This is a genomic window from Streptomyces sp. NPDC057474, from assembly GCF_042802555.1.
GTDB lineage: Bacteria > Actinomycetota > Actinomycetes > Streptomycetales > Streptomycetaceae > Streptomyces.
The window spans coordinates 1-26,615 of record NZ_JBHVDX010000097.1 but is presented as its reverse complement, the minus strand read 5'-3'; the positions used below and the strand labels follow the sequence as shown (position 1 = coordinate 26,615).

The following is a 26,615-nucleotide window of genomic DNA, read 5'->3' as shown; positions in this document are numbered from 1 at the left end:
CGGGCGCCCGGCGGCGACGGACCCTCCGTACGAGCCGACTTGTAGGGTCCGGACGGTGGAGAGATCGAATGAGGGTGTGAACGGCGGAGCGGCGTCGACGCTGCTGGACGTGCTGCTCGGGGCGGCGGGCGAGGCTCCCGGCCAGACCGTCGTGCACGTCCGGGGGGACGGCGGCGAGCACACGGTCACCTTCGCCGAACTCCGCGACGACGCACTGCGCGTGGCGGGCGGTCTGACAGCGGCCGGCGTGACACCGGGCACCCCGCTGCCGCTGATCGCCGACCGGGGTGACGCCTTCCAGCCGATGTTCTGGGGCGCGTTGGCGGCGGGAGCCGTACCCGTCCCCCTCGCCCCGGAGCCGCGCCGGATCGGCCCGGTGTGGGAACTCCTCGGCAGGCCGCCCATGGTGGTGGACGAGGCCACGGCCCCCGTCGTCATCGACACCGCCACCGCCACCGGCACCGGCACCGGCACCGGCACCGGCACCGACATGAGCGACGGGCCGGGCAGTCAACTCACCAGCAACGTACGGGTGTTGCGGCTGGACGAACTCCGTCGCGGCCGCCCGCCGCAGCACCTTCCCCGCCCCGCCCCTCACGACATCGCCTTCCTCCAGTTCTCCTCCGGCAGCACCGGCGCCCCCAAGGGCGTGGAGCTGACCCACGCCGGCGTCCTCGCCAACCTCCGCCAGATCCGCGCCGCGATGGCGATCACCTCGGACGATGTGATCGCGACCTGGATGCCGTACTTCCACGACATGGGTCTCATCGGCACGCATCTCGTCCCCATGGCCGCGCGCCTGAAGCAGATACGGATCGAGCCGCTGTCGTTCGCCAAGCGGCCCGCCCTGTGGTTCGAGGCCGTCGCCCGCCACCGCGCGACCCTCCTCTCGGCCGCGAACTTCGCGCTCGCCCTCGCGGTACGCCGCGTCCCGGCCACCGCGCTCACCGGCCTCGACCTCGGCTGCGTACGCCTGCTGCTCGTCGGCGCCGAGCCCATCGCCCCGCGCGTCTGGCGGGAGTTCACGGCCCGGACGACCCCGGCGGGGCTGGATCCGCGCGCCCCGCTGCCGGTGTACGGCCTGGCCGAGGCCACCCTCGCGGTGACCGTACCGCCGCTGGGCGAGACCGCGGCGCCGCTGGTGCTGGACCGGGCCGCGCTCGGCCGGGGTCGGGTGCTGGAGACCGAACCGGGGCCGCACGCCGTGGAGTTGATGGACCTGGGGCGGCCGGTGGAGGGATGCGAGGTCCGGATCACCGATGAATCCGGGGTCGTGGTGGGTGAGCTGCGGGTCGGGCATGTAGAGGTGCGGGGGCCGCAGTTGGGGCGCGGGTACCACCGGGCGCCCGAGGCGAGCGCGGACGCGTTCGGGGGCGACGGCTGGCTGCGTACCGGTGACCTCGGCTTCCTGCGGGACGGACGGCTGTGCGTCACCGGGCGCCACAAGGACGTGGTGTTCGTCAACGGCCGTACGTTCCACGCGTCCGACCTGGAGGAGACGGTCGCCTCGACGCCGGGGCTGCCGCCGGGGGCCGTGGCGGTCGTGGGGTCCACCGATCCGGACGGCGGGGGTGAGCGGGTCGTCGCGTTCGTGCAGTGGGCACGGCCCGCCCCCTCGGCCGCCGCGCCGGTGCTCCGCGCCGCCGCCGGGCGACTGCGGGAGGTTCTCGGCCACGACGACGTACGGGTACTGCCGTTGCCGCCGGGGGCGTTCGCCCGGACCACCAGCGGGAAACTGCGCCGGGGGGTGCTGCGGGGGCGCTTCGAGGCCGGGGGGTACGCGGCTGTCGAGGGGCGTTGGGTCGACGCGGCGGCCACGGTGGCGGGCGGAACGGCGGCGATGGGAGGGGTCGTTCCCCGTTCGCTGCGTGAGGTTCAGGAGTCGGTACGGGGGGTGTGGGCACGTGTGCTTGAAGTGCCCGTGTCCGAAGTGGGGCTTCGGGAGCGGTTCTTCGACCTCGGGGGGTCCTCGCTCAAGGCGATGGCTGTGCTCGCCGGGTTGGAGGACGTCTTCTCGGTGACGGTGGAGCCGAGCGCTCTGCGGGATCACGACACGGTGGTGGGGTTGGCCGGGCATGTGCTGGGGTTGTTGGGGGAGGGGGGTCGGGGTGCGGGTGAGGTGACCACCGATCCCTGTGCCGCCGCCGGTCCCGCCGGTCCCGTCGGTGCTCTCGCCGTTCTCTCCGTCGCCTGCCGGTTTCCCGGGGTCGAGACGCCCGAAGGTTTCTGGGAGTTGCTCACGGCCGGTAGTGACACCGTCGGCGACCTGCCCCGGGGCCGGGGGGAGGACGGGCCCCGCTCGGGCTCCTTCCTCCCCGACCCCGCCGCCTTCGACGCCGGCGTCTTCGGCATGGACGAGGCGGAGGCGCGGGCGACCGACCCGCAGGCGCGGGTCTTTCTGGAGCTGGCGCATGAGGCGTTGGAGCGTGCCGGGTACGCGGGGCCCCGGCGGGCCGGCCGCAGGGTCGGGGTCTTCGCGGCGGCCGGTGACAGCGGGTACCGCGAGATCCTGGCCGAGGCCGGCGACGGGGACCTCGCCCGCCACCCGGCCGCCCTCACCGGCAACCTCCCCAACCTGATCGCCGCCCGGGTCTCCCAGGTACTGGACCTGAACGGCCCCGCCCTGGCCGTCGACACGGCCTGCTCCTCCGCCCTCGTCGCCCTGCACCTGGCCCGGCGCAGCCTGCTGTCCGGCGAGTGCGACCTCGCGGTGGTCGGCGGTGTCAACCTGGGCCTGACCCCGACCGGCCACCGCCTCCTCGAAGCGACGGGCGCGCTGTCGCCGACGGGCCGGTGTCGCGCGTTCGCCGCCGACGCGGACGGTTTTGTACCGGGAGAGGGCGGCGCCGCGATCGTCCTCGCCCGTCTCGACGACGCCCGCACCGCCGACGACCCGGTCCTCGCCCTCGTACGCGGTACGGCGGTGAACAACGACGGCCGCTCGCTCGGCCTGCTCGCCCCCACACCGCGCGGTCAGCGCGAGGTGATCGCCCGGGCGTACGAGGAGTGCGGCGTCGATCCGGCCGACGTGTCGTACGTCGAGGCGCACGGCACCGGTACGCCGATCGGCGACCCCGTCGAGGCGCAGTCGCTCGGCCAGGCGTTCCCGCCCCGCGCCGACGGGGTCCCGCGCCGGCTCGGTTCGGTCAAGGCGAACCTCGGGCACCTCCTCAACGCGGCCGGCATGCCCGCCCTCGTCAAGGTCGCCCTCGCCCTCTCCCACCGCCGGCTCCCGCCCTCGCCCCACTCCGACCCGCCCGCCCCCTTCCTCGCACACACCGCCCCCGGCTTCCGCCTGGTCACCGAGCACGAGGACTGGACCGACGCGGAGGGCCGCCCGCTGATCGCCGGCGTCAACTCCTTCGGCTTCGGCGGCACCAACGCGCACGCGGTTCTGGAGGAGGCGCCGAGGAGGGCGGTGGGAGCGGCGAGTGGAGCAGTGGGGGCGACGGCGACCGGAGCCACCGCGATACCCCGGACCGCCGACGGCCCGCACCTCCTGACCCTCTCCGCCCGTACCGCCGGCGCTCTGCACGTCGCCGCCGCCGAGTTGGCCGCGTATCTGCGGGCCCACCCCGAACTGGACGAGGGGGACGTGTGCGCCACCGTCAACACCGCCCGTGACGAGGGGCCGTACCGGCTGGCCGTGGTGGCGGAGGGCGACCTCGCGGAGCGGCTCGAAGCGGTCGGATCAGTCAATGCAATCGCTGCGGTCGGCGCGGGCAGCGCGAGCAGCGCGATCGGCACGGGCAGCGCAGGCAGCGCGGGCAGCGCGATCGGCACGGGCGAAGCGGGCAGCGCGAGCGGCACGGGCAGCGCGGGCAGCGCGATCGGCACGGGCGAAGCGGGCAGCGCGAGCGGCACGGGCAGCGCGGGCAGCGCGAGCGGCGCGGGCAGCGCGAGCGGCGCGGGCAGCGCGGGCAGCGCGGGCAGCGCGAGCAGCGCGAGCAGCGCGAGCAGCGCGAGCGGCACGGGCAGCGCGAGCGGCGCGTTGGAACCCGTACGGGCTCGGCCCCGCACGGTGTTCGTTCTGCCTGGCCAGGGGGTCCAACGGCCCGCCCTCGGGCGGGAGTTGTACCGATCCGCCCCCGTGTTCCGTGACGTCCTCGACGAGGCATCGTCCCTCACCGGGCCGGTTCTCGGCCGCAGCCTGGCCGCCTGGTGTCTGGACGAGGACGCCGACCCCGCCGCCCTGGCCCGGACGGAAGTGACGCAGCCGCTGCTGGTCGCGTTCGGGGTGGCGTTGGCCGGGCAGCTGGCCGCGTGGGGTGTGGCGCCGGACGCGGTCGTGGGGCACAGCGTCGGCGAGATCACCGCCGCGTGCGTCGCCGGAGCTCTGCCGCCGGCCGAGGCGGTCGGTTTCGCCGCCGAACGCGGACGCCTGGTGGGCGGCCTCGCCGCGCCCGGCGCCATGGCGGCCGTACGGGGTGACGAGGACACCGTCGCCGCCGTGGTCGCCGAATCCGCCGGCGCGCTCTCCGTGGCCGCCGTCAACTCACCCACGCAGGTGGTGCTTGCGGGCGAGACGGAGGCCGTCGACCGGGCGGTCGCGGTCCTCACCGCCCGGGGCGTGGCCGCACGGCGCCTGCGCGTCTCGCACGCCTTCCACTCCCCGATGCTGAACCCCGTACTCGACCCCCTCCACAACGCGGCGAAGGCCCTGACCGTCCACCCGGCCACCGTCCCGATGCTGAGCACCGTGACCGGTCAGTGGGGCCCCGACCTGACCCCCGGCTCCGGCTACTGGCGCGACCATGCCATCCGCCCCGTCCGCTTCGGCACCGCCGTCGCCCGGCTCCTCGACGAGGGTTACGACACGTTCGTCGAACTCGGCCCCGGAGCCTCACTCTCCGCCCCGATCCACGCGACGGCCACCACACATCCCGGCGTCACCCCCTCCGACGTGGCGGTCCTGCCCGCGCTGCCATCACTGCCCACCGCCTCGGACGGTCCGGGGTCCGGCGCCGGAGCAGGGGCGTTGCTCGAAACCGTCGGCCGGCTCTGGACCCGTGGGGCCCCGCTGTCCCCGACGTCTCCGGCCCGGAGCACGGTACGGCGACGGGTGCCCGTCCCCACGTACCCGTTCCAGCGCGGCCACCACTGGCCGGAGCGCCTCGACACCGCACCCGTGCCCGGTACGACACCTGCGCCGCGTACGACGCTCCCCTCTCCCGACGACATACCCACCCCGCAGCCCCTCCTCTGGCGCGACGCTCCCCTGACCGCCGCCCCCGGCCCCCGAGTCGTACGCCTGACCGGCGCCGACACCCCCCTCCGACGAGCCCTCACCGACCGGCTCACCGGGCGCGGAGTGACGGTGCTCGGGCCTGGGCCGGAGCCGGAGCCGACGCCGACGCTGGGCCGGTCCGAAGCCCCGGCTGAGGCCGAGAAGGCGGCCACCGCCCCGGAAGCCGTGCTCTGGTTCGCCGGTGACACCACGGGCCCGGAGTCGGAGACCAGCACCGCCGTCTCCGCCCTGCGCGAGGTGCTGCCCTCGCTCGGCACGCCCCCCACCCCGCACGAGGAGCCGCCGTCGCTCGGCACGCCCCCCACCCGCCTGCTGCTCGTCACGGAGAACGCGTACAGCACCGGCAGCGGCGACACCGCCACCCGCCCCCGCCCCGCCCATGCCCTCCTGCACGGTTTCGCCCTGGCCCTCCCCGAGGAACACCCGGGACTCACCTCCCTGAGCGTCGACCTGTCCTCCCTGGACACACCCGAAGCCCAACTCGACGTACTGGAGCGGGAGTTGAGTGCCACCCCGCCTCCCGGCCCCGGCGGGGGCGGCACCGTCGCCTGGCGAACGGGCCGCCGACTCGCCCGCACAGCCGTAACCCCCACCCCGACGGCCTCCCCGGCACCGCCCCTGCCCCCGAACGGCACCTACCTGATCACCGGCGGCGCGGGCGGCCTCGGCTCCGCACTCGCCCGTGACCTCGCGGAACGCGGCACCCCCACCCTCGTCCTCACCGGCCGTACCCCCACCCCACCCCGCGCCCTGCTCACCGCACTGCGCGCCCTCGGCGCCCGCGCCCGCTACGAGGCGGCCGACGTCGGCGACGCGGACGACGTCGACGAACTCATTGCCGGCCTGCCACCCCTGGACGCGATGTTCCACGCGGCGGGTACGGTCCGCCCCGGCAGCCTGCGCGGCAAGCCGGACGACGAGATCGAGGCCGTACTCGCCGCGAAGGTGCGCGGCACGGCCCTCCTCGCCGAAGCACTGCGCCGGCACGGCCACGACAACGCCGTATGCGTCGCCTTCTCGTCCGTCTCCGCCGTACTTCCCGGCCTCGCCGGGGCCCTCGGCGACTACGTCGCCGCCAACTCCTTCCTCGACGCCTTCGCCACCACCGAACGCGCCGCCGGCCGCCCCTGGCGGACGATCGCCTTCGGCCCCGTCACCGACACGGGCCTGGCAAGCGGGACAGCCCCGCACACCCGACTCCGGTCACACGGGCCGTCACTCGCACTCGCACTCACCCCCATGACCGCACGGGCCGCCCTCGCAGGTCTCCACGCCGCGCTCGGCCTGGACACGGCGCACGTGCTGGTGACCGGCGTGGGCGCCGCTGCCCCGACGCCCGTTCCCACGGCCACCGACTCCACCACGCCCAGGCCCACGCCCACGCCCACTACGGGTCACACAACGGCCCGCCCCCAGCAGCCCGTTCGGCGCGCTGACGGCCTGAGCGGGACGTCCCAGTCCCACGTCACCACCCTCATACGCCGTCTCCTCGCCGAAGCCCTGCACCGCTCCCCGCAGGACATCGGCGACGACGAACAGTTCCTCGCCCTCGGCCTGGACTCCCTCAGTGCCGTCGACCTCGCCCGCCGCCTGGAACGCGAACTCGGCCGGCCCCTCCCGGCCACCCTCCTCTTCGAGCACCGCACGATCGGCGAACTGGCCACCCACCTGGCCACCACCACCCCGCCGACACCGAATCCGACGCCCACACCGCATTCCACGCCGACGGCCACAGCCGGAGACCGCCACCCCCTCACCCTCCCCCTCACCCCTCTCCAACTCGCCTTCCACACCACCGAAACCCTCCACGAGGGCATCACCGCCTACGGCTACGTACGCCAGAGCATCAGCGGCCCCCTCGACACCGCTCTCCTCGGCCGGGCACTCGCCCGCCTCGCCGCCCGCCACCCCATGCTGCGTATGCGCATCACCGGGGACGGCGGCGCGCGCCCACGCCAGTACGCCGCACCCGCCGGCCCCGTGGACACGGCACCCCGCTGGTACGAGGTACGGGAACCACACGACCTACGGGAGCTGGAACAGGACCTCTGCAACCGCCCGTTCGACCTGACGACGGAGGACCCGGTACGAGCCGTCCTCGTCCACGATCCTGACGACGCACATCTCGCCCACCTACTCCTGGTCGTCCACCACGCCGCCGCCGACGGCTTCAGCCTCAAGCTCCTCGCCGAGGAACTCTGGTCGCTCTACACGGCCCTGGAGCGCGGGCATAATGGCCCCCAACTCCCCCTCTACCAGGCCGAGTTCGCCGACTACGCAGCCGCCGTGACCGCCGAACGCCAGTCCCGGGCGTACGCACAGGACCAGAGCTACTGGCGCGACCGCCTGGCCGAGCACACCGCCGCCACCCCATCCCCACCCCTCTCCCTGCCGTACGACGGCGACCCCGAAGCACCCCCCGCCCCGCCCCTCACCCACCACCGCACCGGCATCGACGAGGCACTGACCGCCGCACTCCGCGAGACCGCCGCGCGGCACGGGGTCTCGTTGTTCCACCTGCTGCTGGCGGTGTACGGCCGTTGTCTGGCGCGGTGGAGCGGGCGACGGGCCGTCGCGGTCAATGTGGCGCGGTCCCGGCGGGAGTTGCCGATCGTCGGCATCGACCGTCTGGTGGGGCCGCTGGCCGACACGCTGCCGGTGTTCGTGGACGTCGACCCCGACGAACCGGTCACCGCGCTCGCCGACCGGCTGCGGCGGATCTGGGGTGAGGCCGAGGCCCACGCGACCCTGAGCAGCACCGACTTCGCCCGGCTGCTGTCCGAACTCCGACCCGCCACGGACACGGCACCGCGCACGGCGGCCGAGGCGGGGTTCAGCTTCGCCCGCTTCCCGGTGGTCCACGGCCCGGACTGGCCGGTCACCGTCACCCCGACGGCCGCGGCCACCGCCTCCGCCGCCACCCGCCTCGGCCTCCTCTGCTGGGAGGCCGACGCCGCCCTCCGCCTGTCGTGGAACTACCCGTCCCGGCTCTTCCGCGCCGAGACCGTACGCCGCCTCGCCGACGAGTACGTCACCGAACTGCGCGCCGCCGTCACGGGCCCTTCAATCACCCCGATCGCCGTCAGGACCCCCTCAGCCACCCCGATCGCCGTCACGGCCCCCTCAGCCGCCCCGATCGCCGTCACGCACGGCGCGGACGCCGCAGACAAGGCGGACAGCGTGGACAGCGTGGACAGCGGCGGAATCGTGGACCGCCTGTGCGACCGGTTCCGCGCCACGCCACGGTCCATCGCCGTCGACACCGGCGGCCGGACCACGCTCACCTACGCCGCCCTCGACACCGCCTCCGCCGCCCTCGCCACCCGTCTGCGCGCCCACGGCGTACGCCCCGGCGACCTGGTCGGACTCCTCACCGAACCGGGTGGCACGGACACGGTCACCGGAGTCGTCGGCATCCTGCGCGCGGGCGCCGGCTGGGTACCTCTGGACGCCACCCATCCCGCCGCCCGGCACCGGGATCAGTTGTCCCGTACGGGAGTTCGCGTACTGGTCTGCGACCCGGTGACCCACGAGGCGGCCACCGGCCTGGACGGCATCACACCGGTCCCCGTGTCCGAGCCGGCCGACACCCCACCGACCGCCGACCCGGAGAACGACGCCCCCGCACCCACCCACACTCCGCACCCCCGCCCCGCACCCGAGGCCATCGCCTACGTCATCTTCACCTCCGGCTCGACAGGCCGCCCCAAGGCCGTCCCCATCACCCACCGGTCGATGACGAACTACCTCGACTGGTCCCTGGCCACCTTCGGCTACGGCCCGGGCGACCGGCTCGCACAGACCGCGTCGGTCTGTTTCGACGCCTCCGTACGGCAGTTGCTGGCCCCGCTGCTGGTCGGCGCCACGGTGCACACCCTCTCCCGCGACCTGCTGCGCGACCCCGAGGCCCTGCTCGACCGCGTCGTGACGGACCGGATCACGGTGTGGAGCTCGGTCCCGACGCTGTGGGAACGCCTGCTGACCGCCGCCGAGGAACGCACCCGGCAGAACGGCACGACCCCCGACCTCTCCGCCCTGCGCTGGGTCCACGTGGGCGGCGAGGCCCTGCCCGCCGCCCACGTACGCCGCTGGTTCGACCTCCTCGGCACCGGCACCGGCACCGCCGACGACAGCCCGCGCCCCCCACACCCCCACCGGATCGCCAACCTCTACGGCCCCACCGAAACCACCATCAACGCCACCTGCCACATCATCGACACCCGCCCGGCCGACGACGTACGCCACCTCCCCATCGGCCACCCGATCGCCGGCACCGAACTGACCGTGATCGGCGAGGACGGACACGAACGCGCCCCCGGCGAACCCGGCGAACTCCTCATCGCCGGCACCGGCCTCACCCCCGGCTACCTGGGCGACCCCCACCTCACCGCCGCCGCGTTCACCGAACGGGACGGCCGCCGCTGGTACCGCAGCGGCGACCGCGTCCGCCGCATGGCCGACGGGGTACTGGAGTTCCTGGGCCGGCTCGACGACCAGGTCAAGGTCCGCGGCCACCGCGTGGAACTCGGCGAGATCGAGGCCGCCCTGCTCACCCACCCGGGCGTGGCCCGCGCGGCCGTACTACTGCGCGACGGACGACTGGAGGCGTACGTCGAGCCCAGGACCGGCACGCACACCCTCGACTCCCGTGAGCTCGACCCCCGCGAGGTGCGCGCCTTCCTCTCCCGCACCCTGCCCCCGTACATGCTCCCCGCCCGCGTCCACGCCCTCCCGGCCCTCCCCCTGACCGGCACGGGCAAGATCGACCGCAACCGCCTCGTTCCCCACAGCGGAGCCACGCCGGCCGAACCCCCGCGCACGCCTCCCGCGACCCCCACCGAACAGCTGCTGGCGCGCACCTGGTCCGAGCTGCTGGACGTACCGGAGTCCGAGATCAGCCGACAGGACGACTTCTTCGCACTCGGCGGCGACTCCATCACCGTGCTGGAACTGTTCTCCCGCCTACGCCACGAACGCCCCGCACTGCCACGCCCGACCGCCATCTACACGCACCGCACCCTGACGGCCCTGGCGGCAACCATCGACGCCACCGCCGCCACCGCCACCACGGCCACCACCGCCACCACCGCTCCACCCGAGAGCCGGCAGACCGAACACGCCCTGACCCCCTACCCCCTCACCCCCTCCCAACAGGGCTTCCTCCTCGCCGACGCCCTCTCATCCAGCACATCCGGCATATCCGGCACACCCGGCGTCAGCCCCGCCTGGTTGGCCCGCTTCCGTGTCCACGGCCCCCTGAACCCCGGCCTGTTCCAACGGGCCGTCGACGTCCTCATGGCCCGGCACCCCATGCTCCGCACGGTCTTCCCGGCCGGCGCCCGCCCACCCGTACAGCAGGAACTCCCCGCCTCGCTGCGGCTCCCCGTGGAGACGGAGACCCTGGCCCACCCCGACCTGCTGGAACAGCGGGTCACGGAGGAGGCGAACCGCCGGTTCGAACCCTGGGCCTGGCCCCTGCTGCGCCTGCGCCTCTTCACCGTCGCGCCGGACGAACACGTTCTCCTCGTCCACGCCCACCATCTCATCGGCGACGGCTACAGCGCGGCCCTCCTCACCCGCGAACTCCTCACCGTGTACGGCCGTTTCGAGCGCGGCCTCCCCCACGGCCTGGAGCCCCTGCACGCCACCTTCCGCGATCACGCACTCCACCGCGCCGCGCCCCCACAGCCCACGACCCCAGAGACCGAGGCGTACCGCGCCCGCCACCTCACCCCCTACACCCCACCCGCCCTACGCAGACCCCACCCCGACGGCACCACCCCCGCCTTCCACACCACGACCTTCGCCCTCGCCGCCGACCGCACCCACGCCCTACGCCGCCTCGCCCAGACCGCCGGCACCACGCTCCACGCCCCGGTCCTCACCGCGTACTACCGCGCCCTCACCACCCTCACCGGCCGCCGCGACCTGGTCCTCGGCCTGGCCGTCACCGGCAGGGACGAGACCACGCGGGACGCACACCGCGTCTTCGGCCCCTTCGCCGAGGCGGTGGCACTACGCCCTGCCCTCACCCCTGTCCCTGTCCCTGTCCCTGTCTCCGCCCCCGCCTCCGACTTCGACTTCGACTTCGACGAGGACCTCCGTCGTATCGCCACGGAGTCGATCGCGGCCCGCACCGCCGGCCCCCTGGACCTTCGTACGCCCCAAGGCCTGCCCCGTACCGCCCAGTTCTTCTTCACCTTCCTCGACTTCACCGCCCTCGGCACGCCCCCCGACACCGCCCTGACCCTGCAGTCCGACGACACCGACACCGAGCTCGCCCCGCCACCGGTGGGCACCGACGTCTTCCTGGCCGTACGCCCCTCCCCGAACGGCGAAGGTCTACGCGTCACGGCCCGCGCGTCGGCGACCGCCCTCACGGCCGACGAACTCTCCCATTTCACAAGGGAGTTGAGAGGCCGGCTGGAGGATCCGGAGGAATCCCCGCGCCGCGACGACTTCTCCGCCCCCTCCGCCCCTCCCCTCGACGCGGCCCTCATCGGCTACCTCCCCGCCCCTCACCACCTGGCCGCCTTCGCCGGGCTCCCCCCGCACGCGGCCCCCAGCCGTGAACAGATCCGCGCCCTCCTCTTCCCGGACGGCAGGGCCAGACTCCTGGAGAGCATCACCACGCCCCTGGGCAGATCCGGCTTCGTCTCTCTCCCGCTCTTCGCCGACGAACTGACCGGCCCGCTCCCCACCGGCAACCCGACCACCCTGGCCTCCCTGACCGCGCACGCCGTGGACCACGCCGCGTCCCTCGGCGCCCGCTGCGTCTCCCTGGCCGGCATGATCCCGTCCCTCACCGGCTACGGCTACGACGTCCTCCGGGAGAACTCGGCCAGGCCCACAAGACTCACCACCGGCCACGCGACAACGACCGTCGCCGTGGTCAAAACCGTCCGCACCGCCCTCACGGCAACCGACCGCGACCTCGCCGAACTCACCCTCGCCGTCGTCGGCTGCGGTTCCATCGGCACGTCGTCGCTGCGCCTGCTCCTGGCCCGCAGCCCCCGCCCACCGGCCCGACTCCTGCTCTGCGACGTGCCCGGCAGCGCTCCCCGCCTCCAGCACCTGGCCGCCGAGCTGTCGGCCGACCACCCGACCATGGCCGTACAGGTCGTCGAGTCAGCCGACACCCGGACCCTCCCCGCCGAGGTCTACGGGACGGCCGACCTCATCGTCACGGCGGTCAGCGGCGGCCCGACGACGCTGCTGGACGTCGACCGGCTGCGCCCCGGCACGATCGTCGTGGACGACTCCTTCCCGCACTGTTTCGACACCGCGCGGGCCCTGGACCGTATGCGGCACGACCAGGACGTACTGATCGTCGGAGGCGGCCTGCTGGCCCTGGACTCCACCGAGACGCACCTGTCACCGGACCTGCCGGCCGCCGCCCTCACCGGCCACGCCACCGCCCGCACCCAGCACCACCTCGCCCTCCACCTCCCCGGCACCCTCGCCTCCTGCCGCCTGGAGTCCCTCCTCCACGCCCACCTCACCGACCCGGCCTCCGGTGCGGAACTGCCCCTGATCCACGGCCTGGTCGACCTCCCCCGCGCCCTCGCCCACTGGGACGCCGCCGAAGCCGCCGGAGTCCGCCCGGCCCCCCTCCACCTCCTCGACCACACCATCCCGCCGGAGGCCCTGAGCGCCCTGCCCCCACCCCAGCGATCACGCTGAGCGCCGGCCCCGTCCTCGCGGATACACGTGAGCAGGGTTGGACGCGATCACCTCGCGGTGACAGCGTGGAGCCATGACCAACGACCGGAACGGAACGAGCCCCATGGACCACTCCGAGCCGTCCGCGGGGACGCCGCGCCCCGAGACCCTGCGCTACTCGTCCTTCACCCATGACCCGGCGGGCGGCAACCCGGCCGGGGTAGTGCTCGACGCCTCCGGGCTGGACAACGCGACGATGCTCGCGATCGCCGCCGAGGTGGGCTACTCGGAGACGGCCTTCGTCACCGCCGCCGACGAGACCGCGCGCCGGTTCCGGGTGCGTTACTTCAGCCCGCTCGCCGAGGTGGCCTTCTGCGGGCACGCGACCGTCGCCCTGGCCGTGGCGCTCGCCGAGCGGCTGGGTCCCGGCGAGATCCTCCTCGACACCCTCGCGGGCGAGATCCCCGTCGCCACCACGGTCGACGCCACCGACGGCTCGGCCCGCGCCACCCTGACCAGTGTCCCGACCCGCTCCCGCCCCGCCACGGCCCCCGAACTGGACGCGGCCCTGAAGACCCTCGGCTGGTCCCCCGACGACCTCGACCCGGCGCTCCCGCCGCACGTGGCCTTCGGCGGCAACGACCACCTGGTCCTGGCCGCCGGCTCCCGCGCACGCCTCGCGGACCTGGACTACGACTTCGACGGCCTCGCCGAGGTGATGCGGCGACACGACTGGACGACCGTCCACCTGGTGTGGCGCGAGTCCCCGGAACACTTCCACGCCAGGGACCCGTTCCCCGTGGGCGGTGTCGTGGAGGACCCGGCGACGGGCGCGGCGGCGGCGGCCTTCGGCGGTTACCTCCGCACCCTCGGCCTGGTCACCGCCCCGACCATCGTCACGATCCGCCAGGGCGAGGACATGGGCCGCCCCAGCGACCTCCGGATTGACGTGTCCCCCCAGGACCCCCGCACCCGGGTCACCGGCCAGGCCGTCCCGATCGAGTAGCCCCACGCACCTACTGCGGCCGCACTCCGAACGTACTCCCAACGTAGTACTTGCCTAACTCAAGCAATGTTCATATAGTTGAGTGAGTTAAGCAAATTAGTGACGCACTCGCCCGAGCCGCGACACAAGGAGCGGACGGAGACCGCCATGGACGACGCGCCCCAGTTCCCCGCGGCTCCCGCAACGCCCGCGGCTCCCGCGGCCCCGGGGCCCCCTCTCCTCCTTCGCCCGCTGCGGGCTGCCGGGGCCGACACCGGCACCCACCCCGCCCCGATACCGGCCCCGATACCGGCACAGCCACAGACGTCGACCCGGACAGGACCCCCACCATGGATCCCTCCAGAACTCCTCCCACAGCCCCGGCACCGGGCCCGGCACCGGGCCCGAGCCCGTCGACGACGTCTTCCGCGGCCGATTCCAGCCCCCACACCCTCCGCCGAGCCATCGACGCGGCCCTCGCCACCGCCCTCTTCGCCTGCTCGTTCCCCGGCAGTCTGATCGCGTGGCCCGGGCAGGGGCTGGGGGCGCCGTGGTGGCCGGGGGTGTTCCTGGCCGGAATCTCCTGCGTGGCTCTGCTGTGGCGGCGCGGTCGTCCGCGTACGACGGTGGTGGTGACCCTCCTGTGTGCGACAGCGGCGTGCGCGCTCGGGTATCTGCTCACCGTTCTGCTGCTCGCGCCGCTGATGGTCGCGTTGTACTCGCTCGCGGTGCGGACGAACCGCAGGACGGCCAACTCCTTCACCATCGGCGGTATCGCGATGCTGGTGGCGACGGGGCTGGTCGCGGGGCCCGACGGGGAACCGTTGGTGCTGAAGTTGATCGGGCCGACGGCCTGGCTGTTGCTGCCGACCTCGCTCGGGACCGTGACGCGGTTGCGCGGTGCCTATCTGGAGGCGGTGCAGGCGCGGGCCGAGCATGCCGAGCGGACCCGGGACGAGGAGGCCAAGCGGCGGGTCGCCGAGGAGCGGATGCGGATCGCGCGGGACCTGCACGACGTCGTGGCCCATCACCTCGTGCTGGCCAACCTCCAGGCCACCGCGGTGGGCCGGTTCGTACGGCCCCAGCCCGAGGAGGCGGAGCGGCTCGTCGCCGAACTCTCCGGCACCACCGCCTCGGCCCTTCGCGAGCTCAAGGCCACCGTAGGGCTGTTGCGCGCGGAGGGCGAGGAGGACGAACCCGTCGACGCCACGCCGGGGCTCGCTCGACTCCCCGAGCTGGCCGCCTCGTTCGAGTACGCGGGGCTCACGGTGACCGTCACCAGCGAGGGGCAGCCTCGCCCGCTGTCCGCCGGCGCGGATCTCACGGCGTACCGCATCGTGCAGGAGGCCCTCACCAACGTCACCAAACACGCGGTCACCCGCACCGCCGAGGTCTGCCTCGCCTACACCTCGAAGCAGCTCCGCCTCAGCGTCTCCAACGACACCGATGACGGTCGCACCGGCCGAGCCGTGACCACGCGCCCGGCCCCCTCCCCCGGCGGCGGATACGGACTCATCGGCATGCGCGAGCGCGCGCACTCCGCCGGTGGGCTCCTCCGCGTCGGGCCGCGGCCCAGCGGTGGCTTCGAGGTGGTCGCCGAGCTGCCGCTGCCCCGCTGCTGACGTTCACGCCGGGACGACGATCCGCGCGCCGGCGGCGGATGTCACACCGATGGGGAGACCGAGCCAAGTAAAAGTAACTTGCGTAAGTCAAGCAATCGACTTATGGTTGAGTAAGTCAAGCAAGGTGAGTGCCTCAAGGTACGTGCCTGACGCCCCCTCTTTCCTCCCCCTGCCCTCTCCCGACGGAGGCCCCGCCATGCCCCACACCCTTGCCCGACCCGCCGACGCGGGGGCCGACGCCCCCTCGCGGCCAAACGCCGTGGTGGCGGTGCTGGCGCTGGCCGGGATCGTCGTCGCGCTGATGCAGACGCTGGTCATCCCGATCGTGCCGGAGCTGCCGAAGCTGCTGGACGCGCCGGCCTCGGACACCGCGTGGGCGGTGACCGCCACGCTGCTGGCCGCGGCCGTGGCGACCCCGGTCGTGGGGCGGCTCGGTGACATGTTCGGCAAGCGGCGGATGCTGCTGCTCAGCATCGTGCTGCTGGTGTCCGGCTCGGTGGTCTGCGCCCTGGCCGACTCGCTCGTCCCGATGATCATCGGCCGGGGTCTGCAGGGGCTGGCGGCCGCCGTCATCCCGCTCGGCATCAGCATCATGCGGGACGTCCTGCCCGCCGAGCGCCTCGCCGGGTCGACCGCGCTGATGAGCGCCTCCCTCGGCGTCGGCGGCGCGCTCGGTCTGCCCGCCGCCGCGTTCATCGCGGACAACTGGGACTGGCACCTGCTGTTCTGGACCTCCGCCGCCCTGGGTGTCCTGTCCTTCCTGCTGGTCCTGGTGGTCGTACCGGAGTCGAAGGTGCGCACCGGCGGCCGTTTCGACCTGGTCGGGTCGCTCGGGCTGTCCGCCGGACTGGTCTCTCTGCTGCTGGCCGTCTCCAAGGGCGCCGACTGGGGCTGGACGAGCGGGACGACGCTGGGACTGTTCGCCGCCGCGGTCGTGATCCTCGCCTCGTGGGGCTTCTACGAGCTGCGGGCGAAGCAGCCGCTGGTCGACCTGCGGACGACCGCCCGGCCGCAGGTGCTGTTCACCAACCTGGCCTCGGTCGCGCTCGGCTTCTCGATGTTCGCGATGTCGCTGGTCCTGCCGCAGCTGCTCCAGCTGCCGGAGGCGACCGGCTACGGCCTCGGCAAGTCCATGATGACCGTCGGTCTGGTGCTGGCCCCGCAGGGTCTGGTGATGATGGCGATGTCCGCCGTGTCCGCGGCGCTCACCAAGGCCAAGGGGCCGAAGGTCACGCTGATGGTCGGCGCGCTGATCGTCGCCACCGGTTACGGCCTCAACATCGTCCTGATGAGCGAGGTCTGGCACCTCATCCTGGTCTCCTGCATCATCGGCGGCGGTGTCGGCTTCACCTACGGCGCGATGCCCGCGCTGATCATGGGCGCGGTGCCGGAGTCCGAGACGGCCGCAGCCAACAGCCTCAACACGCTGATGCGTTCGCTCGGCACCTCGTTCGCCAGCGCCCTCGCCGGCGTCATCCTCGCCCAGATGACCACCGACTTCGGCGGCTACGCCCTCCCCTCCGAGAACGGCTTCAAGGTGGTCATGGCCATCGGCGCCGGCGCCGCCCTCCTAGCCTTCGTCCTCGCCTCCTTCATCCCGAAGCGCCGTACGGCCGTCCAGGCTCCGGCCGGCGAGGGCCCGGTCGGCGAGGAGCGGGCGGAGATCGCCGGGGCGGCCAAGGCGTAACGCCCCACAACGCCCCAGGACGTTCCACGCAGCCCTCGTACAGCGAAACCCCCAGGCCCAGGGCCTGGGGGTTCGTTGCTGCAGTAGGCCAAGCTCTCGTTACGGCGCGTTGATCAGGTCGTGCGGCGGTACCTGGACCGTGCGGGCGCCCGGGTCGCCGCCCAGGATCACCTTGCGGAGGGCGATGTTGTTCTTGTGGTTGGTCTCCTGGAGACGGTTCTCCGGGTTGGCGATGACCTGGATGTAGTACGTGCCGTTCGGCAGGTCGGAGATGTCGAAGGACTGGCCGGGACGGTACTGGGTGTACGTGTCGCCGGAGCCGACGTCGAGGACCTCACGTACGGAGATGGCGTCCTGCGAACCGCACGCGGTGGACAGGTCGGTGTTCTCCGGGTGCCAGTTGGCGTTCTTCACCGTGTAGTCGATGGCGTCGGTGTTGGCCAGGCAGAACGCCTCCTTGCCGGAGCGCACCTCCTTGGTCTGGTCCTCGCTGAGCAGGCGGTAGCTGGCGAAGTCCGTGAAGTGCCAGTGCTCGTGGCCGATGCGCGGGTCCCACTCCATGGTGCCGGTGGGGGTGTAGCCGACCTGCTTGCCGTCGGCGTCGTAGAAGTACTGGTAGGCGTCCATCAGGTCCGCGCCGGGCTTGCGGAAGCCGTCGACGACGAGGGGCGCGGGGCCCGCGTTCCAGACGTTCGCGCTGAAGGCGAGGTAGTCCTTGCCGGGTGCGTCGCCGTCCTCGCCGTCGGTGACGGCGATGTCCCAGGCGGGCAGCGACCGCAGGTCCGGCTTGGGCACGCTCGCCGCGACGCCCGCCTTGCCGGTGGGCCGCTTGGCGGCGGGCTTCAGCGCGGGCGCGATGCGGGAGCCGTCGGTGTGGCCGGTGCCGTCGCCCAGGTGGTTCGCGAGGCCGCGGTCCTGGAGGGCGTAGGAGAGCTCGGGCGGCGTCGGGGCGTCGGCGCCGCGCGGACCGTAGTGGTGACCGTCCTGGGCCGGCTGTCCGGCCGGGGCCGACTGCGCGGCGTGGTCGCCACCGTGGCCGCCGCCGTGGTGGGCGGACGACGAGGACTTCGACGTGGTCAGGCCCGCGCCCTCGCCTCCCTCCTCGGTCTCCTCCCGCACCGTCACCTTGATGGTCGGCCGGTCGTCGGGCATGCCGAACAGGTCGCGGTACTTCTTCGCCACCCCCACCTGGGCGGTGTACTCGCCCACCGGCAGGTCCACCGTCTTGTCGTAGTCCCAGTTGGTGGTGTTGGCCGCCCAGCCCTTCTCGACGCCCCACACCGAGCCCAGCGTCCACGGGTTGGTGGAGCAGCTCTGCGGATAGTGGTTGGTCGCCGGGGCGTCCGGGCGGATCCGGCCCGAGGCGTTGTTCGGACAGAAGTTCCCCTCGCTCTTCACCACCTCCTCCCCGGCCGCGTTCTTGACCGAGATCTCCAGGAAGCCGGACAGCCCGGAGAAGTCGTTCAGCATCCCCTTGGGCAGGGTCTTCGTCTTCGTGGTCTTGCCGTCGCGGAGGATCTGCTTGGCGACGATCGGGTCCTTGTACGACTTCCGCGTCACCTGGAACTCCAGGGGCGCGTTGTCGACCGAGACGTACGTCCCGAGCTGCAGGCTGACGCCCTCGGACCACTCGTAGCGGGTGAGCGTCACGGAGTTCGACGCGGCGATCAGCTTGAGCTGCGGTTTCCCGGGCGTCGCGGCGGGCGCGGCACCGGCGCCGGGCGCGGCTCCGGCCACGGCGGCCACCACGGTGAGCGACGCCAGGGCGGCGAGGCCCGGGCGCTTCAGGCGACTGCGGCGGTCCTGACCGCTCGTCCGGCCGGTCGCCCCCTCGGCCGCCCCGTCGCTCCCCGGACTGTTCGGACTGTTCGTCGGACTGGTCATCTGGCTGGTCATCGGTTCCTCGTCTGCGAGTGCCATGGTCAGTGGCATCGGACTGGACAGCCCACGGACGACGGCCGGCCGACCTGGCCGGCGAACCCGACCGCGTCGGTCGGCCGACCGGTGGCCCGGTCGACCGCACAGGCGCACCCCAACACGCCTCCGGCGGTCCGGACTCGATCCGTCCACCCTGTGAGCACTCTATGAGACTGGTAAATGGTGGGCGTGGGTTGCCTGTTGATGCGGAATTCGACCAAAGGCGTGGTGAGCACGTGTCAAACACATGCCGGCACATCCCTGCGGAACGGGCGCCAAGTCCCCGGCGAATCCACGCAGGAGCGTCACACAGCCTGCACACAGCCCTGAGAATGCCTCGTTAGCGTTGCTGACCACTCGATCTGCTCGATCCCACGTGCGAACGTGACGTGACCGGGCCGCGGCCCGGCGGGTCGACGGCATGCCAACACAGGAAGACCTCGATGGACTACTGCTCCTCATGTCGCCGACATCTCAACGGCGCCCTCGTGTGCCCCGGCTGCGGCGCCTACGCGCCCGACATAGCCCCGGCCACGATCGACAGCCGTGTCGCCCCGTCCCGGCCGACCGGGACGACGAGCGGGCCGGTGATGATCCCGACGCCTTCGACGACACCGGCGGCACCGATGGTGCCGACGCTGCCGGCGGCGACCTGGGGGTACGGGGCGACGGACGGCGGTTGGCACGATGGGCCGACGTCCGGCAGCAAGGACATCGACGTCGATGTTGATGTTGATGTTGATGTGGGTGTGGGTGTGGGTGTGGGTGTGGGTGTGGGTGTGGGTGTGGGTGTGGGTGTGGGTGTGGGTGTGGGTGTCGAAGGTGTTCCGACGGCGCCCCAGGGGCGGGCCGCGCGGCGGCGTCAGTTGGCGCGGTGGAAGAAGAACCAGCGCCGGGCCGTGGTCGCGACCGCCGTCGCGCTGGTCGGCGGCGGTCTGACCGTCATGGGCATGGACCGGCAGTCCACCGACCAGACCCAGGCGGCCACGGCACCGGACGCCGAGAGCCTGGGCTCCGTCGAGGAACAGGGCTCGCAGCGCGGCCGTACGTCGGCGACGGAGACCGACGAGGCCCGGCGCACCTCCGACACACCCACCACGTGGTCACCGTCCGGCGACACCTCGCGCGACCGCTCCGCCGCGGACAGGCCGAACTCCCGCGCGGGCCATCCCAACTCGCCCCGTACGGCGTCGGCCACGCCGTCCACCCAGGAGGCGCGGACCGGCTCCTCCACCACCGGCGAGCAGGCCACCGACGACGCCACCGCCACCCCGACGGACGAGACGACCACACCCCCGGCCACCGACGACTCCAGCTCCTCGGCGGACACGGGCACGAGCACGGGCTCGGACACCGGCACCGACACCAGCACCGGTTCTGACTCGGGAAGCGGTTCGGACTCCGGTTCGGACACCGGGACGTCGGACGGTTCCGGTTCCGACACGGCGACGACGTCACCGTCCGGGCTCTGCCTGCTCGGGATCGTGTGCGTGAGCTGACGTAGGACGACCGGGTACACGAGGCTTGACCGCCGTCGGCAGCGGTCAAGCCTCGCCCATCAGTGCTCGCCGGCCATCGGGCGTGGCCAAGAACGTCCGCTGATGCGTTCGATGTCGGTGTTGAACCGCTCCAGATCGGCGACGAAGCGCTGGAGGCGTTCGGCGGGCCAGTCGGCGATGACGCCGGTGAGGCCGTCGACGAACTCCTCGCGCTGCTCGGCGAGACGCGCCGACCCCTTGTCGGTGACACGGAACTTGCGGGCCACTCCCCCGTCGGGGTCGAGGGTCCGCTCGACCAGGCCCTCCCGCAGGAGCGCCGACGTCTGCCGGGTGAACGTGGACGCGTTGAACCCGAACGCCTCCACGAAGTCCGGGATGGACATGGGCCCCTGGGCCTCGAGTCTGCTGAGCAGCACGTAGGCACTGCGGTCCAGGGCACCGCCGTCACGGACGCCACGGGGCGTCGACGTCTCGCGGTTCCGCGTCAGGATCAGCAGCTCCCGCTCGATGCGCTCCCCCGCCTCTCGGGCATCCACCGGTCTCCTCCTGCCTGGCTGCCTGGCTGCCTGTCTGGCCGCCATGGGCCCCTCACCCTACGTCGAGATTGCGCCATGCATGGAGAGTGCATGATGCACCATTGATGCATGACGCACTACCTGTGTAGCGTGCATTCCCGTCTCCCTCCCCTCCCCCCACCAGGAGATGCCGAGATGAGCCAGGTCGACACGGGCAAAGACGACGCGGGCATAGACGACGCGGGCATAGACGACGCGGGCATAGACGAGACGAGCGAGGTCGAGACCAGCGAGGACGGCGAAGCAGCGGTGGTCCGGCTGCCGATGCTCAGCGACGGCCCCCTGGACCCGCCCGCCGCATGGGAGCGGCTGCGCGCACGGTGCCCGGTGGCGACGGTCGAGCTGCCGAGCGGCGACCGGGCGAAGTTCGTGAGCCGTTGGCCGAGGGCCGAAGGTGGGCCGGGACGGGGCCGGGCGTGAGCCCCCGGCCCCGCCCCCACCCGTCGGCCCTACGCCCTGGGCGCCGCCCGATGAGGTCCCAACTCCGCCAGTACCTCACCGAGTTGCTCGGCGGTGAGGGCCGGCCCGGGCAGGGGCGGCGAGGGCGTGGCCGTAGATCCGGGTGGGCGGAGACTGTCGAGGAAGAGGGTGAGGGGGCGGCGCCAGGCGTCGGGGGCGGTCGCGGTGGTGAGGGCGGGGACCGCTCGGCCCAGGGCGGCGAGCGCGAAGAGGACGTCCTCGGTGGTGACGTCGGCACGGACCGTACCCTCGTCGCGGCCGCGCCCCAGCAGGAAGTCCACGGTCCGCCGGTTGTGCTCGTGCACGTCCTCCAGGACGTCGACCCCCCGCACATGCGTGGTCATGAGGTCGTTCGTGCCCCGGTCGGCCGCCAGTGTGTCGAAGACCGCCCCGAGGTATTCGTTCAGCCCGGTCCAGGCGTCCGGCGCGTTCCGGACCCGGTCCCCGATGGCCATCGTGCCCGTGAGCTGGTCGTGGAAGACGGCGTCGATGAGGGTGGCGCGGCTCGGGAAGTGCCGGTAGAGCGTCGCGTTCCCCACCCCCGCCCGGCGGGCGATCACATCCAGCGGCGCCTCGAGCCCCTGCTCGGTGAACACCTCGTGGGCCGCCGCCACCAGCAGCTCCCAGTTCCGCTGCGCGTCACGCCGCCGTGGCGGCGGTGTCGCAGGGCCCGCACCGACGGTCATCCTGGTCCTCCGCGATAAACGGGGACTGCTCCCCGGCGCCGATGCCCCGATGTTATCGTCGAGCTGAAAACGGGGAGTACTCCCCATATGGCTGGGCAAGACCGATGCCGAGCCCGTGACATCCCTCGCGGACGTAGACCTCGAAGCACTCGGCTGGCGCGGCGCCTCCGTCACCGCTCTCGCCGCCCTGCTCGTCGCCGCCCTCCTCGGACACACCGGCATCCGACACCCTCCAGCGGTACCGGCTCACCGGCGCAGCCGTGGTTCGGAGTCGGGGGACCACGGGGTCGTGTAGCGGGAGTCCGACACGGCGGCGGCGAAGGCGGCGGTGCTCTCGGGTGAGGTGCCCACCCGCCAGTCGATCTCCCGGACCGCCTCGTACCAGATCACGCCGATGACGCCCGGGTGGCGGGGCAGCGAACGGAACATCTCGGTGATCCACTCCGCTTTCCGGCCGGCCACGTCCGTGGCCCCGACCTCGGTGATCACCAGGGGTTTGGCGGTGATGCGGCGCAGCCGTGCCTCGGAGTCGGAGAAGAGCCGGTCGAACGACTGGTAGTTCTCCTTGCCCGCGGTGCCGTAGTAGCCGGAGAGGCCCACCCAGTCGACGTAGTCGTCACCGGGGTACAGCCGCTCGAAGGAAGTGGCGTTCGTGTAGTGGACGTTGGGGCTCCACACCCAGACGGCGTTGGTCGCCCCGGCCCGTTCGAAGACCCGGTGCACATGCCGCCAGGCCCGTGCGTAGTCGCCCGGGCGGTTGCCGTTGGACTGCTCGCACCACGGGTACCAGTAGCCGTTCATCTCGTGGGCGAAGCGGATGCCGACCGGGTAGTCGAGTGCGGCGATGCCCCGGGCCCACGAGCGGAGGTAGGCGTCGAAGTCGCCGGCGGCGATGCGGGAGAGCCGGTAGTCGGGCTGCTCACCGCGGAGCTCCTCCTCTTCCGCCTCCTCGCGGTGGTCCCAGGGTTCCCAGGCGAGCAGGGGCATCATGCCGCGCCGGGCCACGTCGTCGAACCGGCCGGCGTCGAAGCGGTCGTGCGCCCAGTCCTGAGCGAACTGGTAGACCTGCGGCCGGTGTCCGGTGTCGCGGGTGAAGCGGGCGGCGTCCGTGAGGTCCTGGACACCGGCGTTGGTCATGATGCCGACGAAGGCCTCTCCGCGGGCCGGGAACAGCGGCCGCCGCGCACGGCCCTCGCCCCCGGTGACGCCCGTGGTGGGCGGCAGCGCGGCGTCGATCGCCGCCTGGCGCCGCCTGGCACTCTCCCGCTCCAGACGGGGTTCGACCACGAAGACGTAGCCGCACAGCAGCACCGCCAGCACGGCGGCGATCGCCCGAGTGGCCGTGAACCTCATCGCGCCTCCGTGGCGGGCAGGGACCGCGCCTCCGTGCCGGGCATGGACCGCGCCTCCGTCGCGGCCGTGGCAGCGGCCAGCAGCGGCGGCAGCAGCCCCGCCAGCAGGGCGAGCGCCGCCCAGGCGCGGGGGGCCGGATGGTCGTGGTCGAGGACGAGACTGGCCGTGAGCAGCACCGCGACGAGCGCCGCCCACACCAGGTGGAACCGGAAGGTGCGCGGCGAATCGGGGCTGCGCAGCTCGCCCTTGGCGGTGACCGCGTAGGCCAGGGGCCGGCGCAGCAGCGCGGAGACCGCGGCGGCCACGTAGACAGGGCCGGCGAACAGGGCCAGGGCGAAGCCCTGGAGGCCGAGTTCGCGCCGCTCGTGCTCGGCGAGGTTGAAGCGGCGCAGCCAGAGCCACAGCACGAGCCAGCACACCATCCCGGTGGACCACAGCGCGAGCCAGGTCGGCCCCGCCAGTCCGGCGGGCAGGACGCCGAACAGCAGCCCCAGCGCGGTCACCGCGGTGCCGAGGAGCAGGGTCAGGGCCACGCTGGGGTAGTAGAACTGCACCAGCGTGTAGAGCAGCCGCTGCCGCCGGCTGAGCCTGATGCCCTCGGTGAGACGGTGGTTCAGCTTGATCTCCCAGACGCCGTACGCCCATCGCTTCTGCTGGTTGAAGTAGTCGGTCCAGGTGGTGGGGCCCTCACCGACGGCGATGACGTCCGGCGTGTAGACGCCCTTCCACCGGTTGCCGGTCTCCGCGTTGCGGGTGCCCTGGACGCGCATGCTGGTCAGGTGGTCCTCGATGATCGAGTCCTGATAGCCGCCGATGCTCCGCCAGGCCGTGGCCCGGTACAGGTGGTTGGTGCCGATCAGCAGGGGGGCGTCGAGTCCGTTCCCGCCGCGCTCGACGATCCCGCTGAAGAGGTACTGCTGTACCGACGCCCCGTGGGCGATCCAGTTGTCGTACATGTTCCCGTACACCTGGGGCGCGACGACGAACGCGACGTCGGGGTCGTGGAAGTAGCCGAGGGAGCGCTCCAGGAAGCAGGGCAGCGGAACGTGGTCGGGGTCCATCTGGGCGACCACGTCGTATCCGCGCTCGTGCTCGGCGCGCCAGGCGTTGTGGTTGCCGGCCTTGGTGCGGGCCCGGAAGACGCCCCACGGCCGGTTGTAGCAGGGGCGTCCCTTACGGGTGAAGTGGTGGACTCCGAGCCGGGCGGCCATGGCCCGTACGGCCGGGTCGTCGCCCTCGTCGAGGACCCACACGTCGACGCTGCCCCCGTAGTAGGTGACCCGGCGCATCGCCTCCAGGGTCTGTTCGAGGACCGCGAGGGGCTCCTTGGACGGCACGATGGTCGTCAGCATCGCCACCCGCAGCCCGGTGGGTGGGGTGAGCGGCACGGGATCCTTCGCGTGCCAGGCGAACGTCCACACGGCGAAGACCTGCGCGACCTTGATGAACTCGATGGCGACGACCACGCAGAACGCGAGCCGGACCGCGGTGAGCCGCCAGTCCCCCGCTCCGGCGGCTCCGGAGCCGGGCACGTGCTCCGGCAGCAACAGCCAGCCGATGAGGGCGACACCGCTCAGCGCGGTGACGGCCGTGAGGGCGGTGAGGACGAACCGCCGCCCGGGGGACAGCACGGAACGGAACCGGATCTCCGCCGGACCGGACGGCGGGACCGTCGGCGGCCCGGTGATCCAGGCGCAGCTCCGGTAGGCCGCCGCCGCCCCGCCGGCCTCCGCCGCGGATTCGCGGGCCCGCTCGCCCTCGCCGTGTTCGTCCCGCTCCTCGCGCACCCCGCGGACCGGCATCGTCCCTCCCCCTTGGAGCACCGCGCCCACCAACCCGCGCGAAAACTCCGGACGTACTCTGTGCACAGCTTCAGACACTCACCGTGTCGGCTCGGTTCCGGACCCCGGCGCGCGGGCCGCCGCGAGCGTCAAGTCCGCACGGCGTAGAGCTGGTTGTCCTCGCCGCCGAAGTACACGGCGTCCGTGGTGGCCGTGGGCGGGTGGACGGCCGCACCCGCGGTGAAGGTCCACAGCGGCTCGCCCGTGCCGGCGTCCACGGCGTACAGCCGCTGGTCGCCGCTGCCCGCGTACACCTTCCCGTCGACCACCGCGGGCGCGCACACGTCGCCGGCGGTGGCGAGCGACCACCGCTTCTCCCCCGTGGTGGCGTCCCAGGCGAGCAGTTCCTTGCCGACGCCGCAGTAGACCGTGCCGCCGGCCACCACCGGCCCGGCCTTGGCGGCGGCGCCCTCAGCCCGCCACACCGGCCGGCCCGAGCCGGCGCGCACCACGTAGAGACTCTGGTCGGTGCTCCCGAAGTACACCAGCCCGCCCGCCACCACCGGGAACCAGGAGACGGCCCCGGCCGTGGTGAACGTCCAGCGCTCGGTGCCGGCGTGGGCGTCGACGGCGTACAGGCGGGTGTCGCTGCACCCCACGTAGACCGTCTCGTCGGCGACCACCGGGGAGTGGGTGTCGTGACCGGTACGAAACCGCCACAGCCGTTCGCCGTCGGCGACCTTGACCGCGTAGAGGTATCCGTCGGAGCTGCCGAAGTACGCCACCCCGCCGGTCACCACCGGCGAGTGCACGATCCCGCCGGTGCGGAACGTCCAGCGCTTCTCGCCGGTCCTGGCGTCGAGCGCGTACAGGTTGCCGTCGTCGCCGCCCAGGTAGGTGACTCCGCCGAGGACGTACGGGGCCGAACCGAGGGCCGCGTCGGTCCGATACGACCAGCGCCGCTTCCCCGAGGCCGCGTCGACGGCGTAGAGGGTGCCGTCGTTGCTCGCCGCGTACACGAGGCCCCCCGCGACCCGGGGGTGGTTGACGAGGACGCCCGCGGTCGGGAAGCGCCACAGCCGGGTGCCGGACGACGCCGCGGTGTCGTCGCGCAGCAGCCGCCAGCCGCCGAGCCCCAGCC

General features: G+C 73.0%; 13 protein-coding genes. 6 read left to right on the top strand and 7 right to left on the bottom strand.

Features of this window, described 5'->3' with window-relative positions; all coding sequences use genetic code 11:
- The first annotated feature begins 55 nt into the window (after nucleotides 1-55).
- From ACFU53_RS25445 to ACFU53_RS25430, 4 genes are all read left to right on the top strand, one after another.
- A complete protein-coding gene (locus tag ACFU53_RS25445; protein ID WP_383996689.1) occupies nucleotides 56-12,931 on the top strand; it encodes an amino acid adenylation domain-containing protein in 12,876 nt (4,291 codons plus the stop codon).
- Between the two features lie 73 nt (nucleotides 12,932-13,004).
- A complete protein-coding gene (locus ACFU53_RS25440; RefSeq protein WP_383996686.1) occupies nucleotides 13,005-13,916 on the top strand; it encodes a PhzF family phenazine biosynthesis isomerase in 912 nt (303 codons plus the stop codon).
- Between the two features lie 329 nt (nucleotides 13,917-14,245).
- Entirely contained in the window at nucleotides 14,246-15,517 is a 1,272-nt protein-coding gene (locus ACFU53_RS25435; protein WP_383996683.1) for a sensor histidine kinase, read from the top strand.
- Nucleotides 15,518-15,713: 196 nt separating this feature from the next.
- Entirely contained in the window at nucleotides 15,714-17,204 is a 1,491-nt protein-coding gene (locus ACFU53_RS25430; RefSeq protein ID WP_383996681.1) for an MFS transporter, read from the top strand.
- 99 nt (nucleotides 17,205-17,303) lie between these two features.
- Here the strand turns inward: ACFU53_RS25430 and ACFU53_RS25425 are convergent, their stop codons facing one another.
- Nucleotides 17,304-19,124: a lysyl oxidase family protein gene (locus tag ACFU53_RS25425; protein ID WP_383996679.1), complete on the bottom strand. Its 1,821-nt coding sequence runs from the start codon at nucleotides 19,122-19,124 to the stop codon at nucleotides 17,304-17,306.
- A 505-nt stretch (nucleotides 19,125-19,629) separates the two neighbouring features.
- The gene (locus ACFU53_RS25420) at nucleotides 19,630-19,836 is read right to left on the bottom strand and encodes a hypothetical protein (RefSeq protein ID WP_383996676.1); all 207 of its coding nucleotides are present in this window, start codon (nucleotides 19,834-19,836) and stop codon (nucleotides 19,630-19,632) included.
- A gap of 94 nt (nucleotides 19,837-19,930) precedes the next feature.
- Between ACFU53_RS25420 and ACFU53_RS25415 the strand changes: the two genes are divergently transcribed.
- The gene (locus tag ACFU53_RS25415; protein ID WP_383996673.1) at nucleotides 19,931-20,620 is read left to right on the top strand and encodes a hypothetical protein; all 690 of its coding nucleotides are present in this window, start codon (nucleotides 19,931-19,933) and stop codon (nucleotides 20,618-20,620) included.
- Between the two features lie 59 nt (nucleotides 20,621-20,679).
- Here the strand turns inward: ACFU53_RS25415 and ACFU53_RS25410 are convergent, their stop codons facing one another.
- Nucleotides 20,680-21,156 (bottom strand): MarR family winged helix-turn-helix transcriptional regulator, encoded by a 477-nt coding sequence (locus ACFU53_RS25410; protein WP_383996670.1) that lies wholly within the window; start codon nucleotides 21,154-21,156, stop codon nucleotides 20,680-20,682.
- Between the two features lie 174 nt (nucleotides 21,157-21,330).
- Here ACFU53_RS25410 and ACFU53_RS25405 point away from each other — a divergent pair, with 174 nt between their 5' ends.
- Nucleotides 21,331-21,615, top strand: a complete 285-nt coding sequence (locus tag ACFU53_RS25405; protein ID WP_383996667.1) for a hypothetical protein — start codon at nucleotides 21,331-21,333, stop codon at nucleotides 21,613-21,615.
- 29 nt (nucleotides 21,616-21,644) lie between these two features.
- Here ACFU53_RS25405 and ACFU53_RS25400 read toward each other — a convergent pair whose 3' ends face one another.
- The 4 genes from ACFU53_RS25400 to ACFU53_RS25385 all read right to left on the bottom strand — a co-directional run.
- Entirely contained in the window at nucleotides 21,645-22,340 is a 696-nt protein-coding gene (locus ACFU53_RS25400) for a TetR/AcrR family transcriptional regulator (RefSeq protein WP_383996664.1), read from the bottom strand.
- A gap of 246 nt (nucleotides 22,341-22,586) precedes the next feature.
- A complete protein-coding gene (locus ACFU53_RS25395) occupies nucleotides 22,587-23,693 on the bottom strand; it encodes a glycoside hydrolase family 26 protein (RefSeq protein WP_383996661.1) in 1,107 nt (368 codons plus the stop codon).
- Complete coding sequence (locus ACFU53_RS25390; RefSeq protein WP_383996658.1) at nucleotides 23,690-25,495, bottom strand: glycosyltransferase family 2 protein; 1,806 nt, start codon at nucleotides 25,493-25,495, stop codon at nucleotides 23,690-23,692. The genes ACFU53_RS25395 and ACFU53_RS25390 overlap by 4 nt, the downstream gene beginning before the upstream one ends.
- A 128-nt stretch (nucleotides 25,496-25,623) precedes the next feature.
- On the bottom strand, nucleotides 25,624-26,615 hold a 992-nt coding region (locus tag ACFU53_RS25385; RefSeq protein ID WP_383996655.1), incomplete at its 5' end, for a PQQ-binding-like beta-propeller repeat protein.

What these genes read in the sequence shown, in the direction of transcription:
- ACFU53_RS25440 (WP_383996686.1), top strand. Translation starts at nt 13,005, where the DNA reads ATGACCAACGACCGGAACGGAACGAGCCCCATGGACCACTCCGAGCCG.
- ACFU53_RS25435 (WP_383996683.1), top strand. Translation starts at nt 14,246, where the DNA reads ATGGATCCCTCCAGAACTCCTCCCACAGCCCCGGCACCGGGCCCGGCA.
- ACFU53_RS25430 (WP_383996681.1), top strand. Translation starts at nt 15,714, where the DNA reads ATGCCCCACACCCTTGCCCGACCCGCCGACGCGGGGGCCGACGCCCCC.
- ACFU53_RS25425 (WP_383996679.1), bottom strand. Translation starts at nt 19,124, where the DNA reads ATGGCACTCGCAGACGAGGAACCGATGACCAGCCAGATGACCAGTCCG.
- ACFU53_RS25420 (WP_383996676.1), bottom strand. Translation starts at nt 19,836, where the DNA reads ATGTCCTTGCTGCCGGACGTCGGCCCATCGTGCCAACCGCCGTCCGTC.
- ACFU53_RS25405 (WP_383996667.1), top strand. Translation starts at nt 21,331, where the DNA reads ATGAGCCAGGTCGACACGGGCAAAGACGACGCGGGCATAGACGACGCG.
- ACFU53_RS25400 (WP_383996664.1), bottom strand. Translation starts at nt 22,340, where the DNA reads ATGACCGTCGGTGCGGGCCCTGCGACACCGCCGCCACGGCGGCGTGAC.
- ACFU53_RS25395 (WP_383996661.1), bottom strand. Translation starts at nt 23,693, where the DNA reads ATGAGGTTCACGGCCACTCGGGCGATCGCCGCCGTGCTGGCGGTGCTG.
- ACFU53_RS25390 (WP_383996658.1), bottom strand. Translation starts at nt 25,495, where the DNA reads ATGCCGGTCCGCGGGGTGCGCGAGGAGCGGGACGAACACGGCGAGGGC.